The organism is Pantoea sp. EKM101V (genome assembly GCF_011800325.1).
GTDB lineage: Bacteria > Pseudomonadota > Gammaproteobacteria > Enterobacterales > Enterobacteriaceae > Pantoea > Pantoea anthophila.
Window position 1 is genome coordinate 1 of record NZ_JAALFP010000026.1, and the last position, 2,502, is coordinate 2,502.

General features: G+C 42.8%; 1 protein-coding gene and 2 pseudogenes. All 3 read right to left on the reverse strand.

Annotation, left to right across the window (positions count from 1 at the left end; all coding sequences use genetic code 11):
- Positions 1–1,192: 1,192 nt before the first annotated feature.
- Positions 1,193–1,591 (reverse strand): annotated as a pseudogene (locus HFD92_RS21850) (RHS repeat-associated core domain-containing protein); the annotation flags it as partial.
- A 164-nt stretch (positions 1,592–1,755) separates the two neighbouring features.
- Positions 1,756–2,046 carry a hypothetical protein gene (locus tag HFD92_RS21415; protein ID WP_072052709.1) on the reverse strand — a complete coding sequence of 97 codons (291 nt, stop codon included), beginning with the start codon at positions 2,044–2,046 and terminating at the stop codon, positions 1,756–1,758.
- Positions 2,047–2,502 (reverse strand): annotated as a pseudogene (locus HFD92_RS21855) (hypothetical protein); the annotation flags it as partial. It abuts the gene before it with no gap.

The following is a 2,502-nucleotide window of genomic DNA, read 5'->3' on the forward strand; positions in this document are numbered from 1 at the left end:
TTATCCTGCAGGGGCTGCGCCTGGGCCTCGCTCAGCAGATTGTGCGCCGGGTCAAAGGCAAAATACTCATCACGCGCTCGTGTTAATACATCCGCAAATTAGCGCTATCCAATGGCTTATCGAAAGACGGTAGAGAAACGTTGCTGGCTCTGTTTTTAGAGGCCCGGCGTAAGGGAAATACATAGCCAGTATCTATATTCATAGCCTGTTTCCCATCTTAATTTAATTAGCCAGCCAAGTTTCACAATGAACTTTTAAAGACGGCTGTCTACTGATGATACCCGAAGATCGAAGCGTGGCCAGTTTGCACGAGGAAGTGGCCCGCTTTGTCCAGCAGAAGCGGGACGCCAGACAAACCCGGCAGCAGATTAAGACGTTGCAGGCCTAGGTCAGCAGCTGACGGTAAAAAGCCGGAAGGATCAGATCGCTTTCGGCTTTTTAAAATTTACTCTCCATCGTATTCAATCGTAGCTTCAAGAGCGCTTCTTAACCAGTCCCAGAAGCTGTCAATTTCTTGGACATTTTCATAACCTTCTTTGGCGAAGTCATGAATAATGATAACCTTTCCTGGCTTATTCACTTCCCAACAAGCAACATCATCGTTATCCTCTCTTCTTGCAAAAGGTATTAATTCACGTGATGGATAACGGCTTTTTATTCCATTAAAGCGAATTCTCAGCCTCTCGCCCTGAAGAATGAGCCACGGATCAAAATCCAGTAAGCCTTATGATACTATTCTTTTGAATTCATCAGGATAATAAAATCCCGCTGGTAGTTCTTTTTCAATTAGAAGCTGTTCCATATTAGTCCAATGACCCTATTATATTTGACCCGTTAGGATAACCATTTTTATATTTAGAAGCTTGCTTACCAATTCGTAATTGTATTGCATCTTCCCAGGAAGAAGGCGTTCCTTTTTAGTAGTAAAACGTTCAATAAATTCATTTGGCAAAGATGATGAACCATCATGAATTCTTGCTTTGACATTTATCCCTGCTCTGGATGCTGCCAGTACTCTGGTATTATCAATAGTTGTTAATTTTCCATCGCTCATTCTAACAACATCAATCGGGTCTCCAGCCCACCCATTCTTTCTCATACTATGAGTTAAATCAGCAGCACCATTTACAGAACTTTGACTAAAACGAATCGTTTTGGGATCTAACTCAACAGCTTCGGGTTTACATTTCGCCCGATTCAGCCCCAGCGGATCCACCCAGCTCAGCGGATTCGGCGCATACTGATAAAGGTTAACCCCACCAGCAAGCCCTATCGGATCCTGGCTCACAAACCTGCCCGCATCCGGATCATAATAGCGAAAACGATTATAGTGCAAACCTGTTTCCGCATCGAAATACTGACCCTGATAGCGCAGTGGCTGATAAATCGGCTCTGCATTCTCTACTGCGACCTGCTCTGTGCGCAGCGTATTACCCCAGGCACGATAGACGGCACGCCAGACCACACTGCCATCAGTTCCGGTCAGCTCGCGTGGCAGACCAGACACATCTTTATGATACCAGTGAACCTGAGCTTCATGCTCCGTCTCGCCCTGCTGCAGACTGATCTGCGCCAGGGGAGCAAAGCTATTTTATTTATTCCAAAAAATTATTCTGGCAGAAAATGAGTACTTTAATCGTGCACAACTGAAGTGGAACGCCAGACATACTCGGCATCAGAACGATACATCTCTTGCTCAGACCAGCGGCTGAATGTAAAAAACGGAAGGATTGTTAAGATCGCTTCCGGCTTTTATTATAACTCCTCTACTTCAATTAATATGTTAAGTTTTTTTAAATAATTATCGATGAGAGCTAGTATTTTTTTAGCATTTCCCGCATGAATATCTAAAAAAAGATCATCGGAATTTAAATACAGCTCAATATCAGATCCCCAGTTAGATTCTGAATTTTTATATTTAAAACCTGCAGATTCATCATTTAAAAAAGTATCAATACAATACTCAGAAGAATGTAATGCCGAGATCACTTGCTTAAATAATTCAGGCGAGCTAAAACTACTAACTATACGAAATTGATAACTCATTTATCTTCCGCTCCCATGAGGTCGGTTTCTAACACTTGGATAGTCTGCAGGATTACTAATCCCGATATGAGTTAAATCAGGGTTAGTTGATATATTTCCGAGATCATCAAGTTGATCACCTAAATGGTTTTCTTTATGTACATGTCCATTCAGGCCTGATTTTGGCGTCAATGCGCCATTTTTCATATTCATTGATTGATTACCATATGGATGGATACGTACTTCAGAGCCATCAGAATGTTTCCAGACCTGATTTCTTGCAGCACTATTACTTACTTTTGTTTGGGTAAAACCATGCTGTGAAAGAACCCTTTCAACTTCATTAACTGATCTCCCTCTCAATTCTGGTAATTGTCCAGATGCACTCGAGCATCTGCTCAGCCCCAGCGGATCCACCCAGCTCAGCGGATTCGGCGCATACTGATAAAGGTTAACCCCACCAGCAAGCCCTATCGG

Coding starts and splice junctions, on each gene's coding strand:
- HFD92_RS21415 (WP_072052709.1), bottom strand. CDS start 2,046: ATGAGTTATCAATTTCGTATAGTTAGTAGTTTTAGCTCGCCTGAATTA.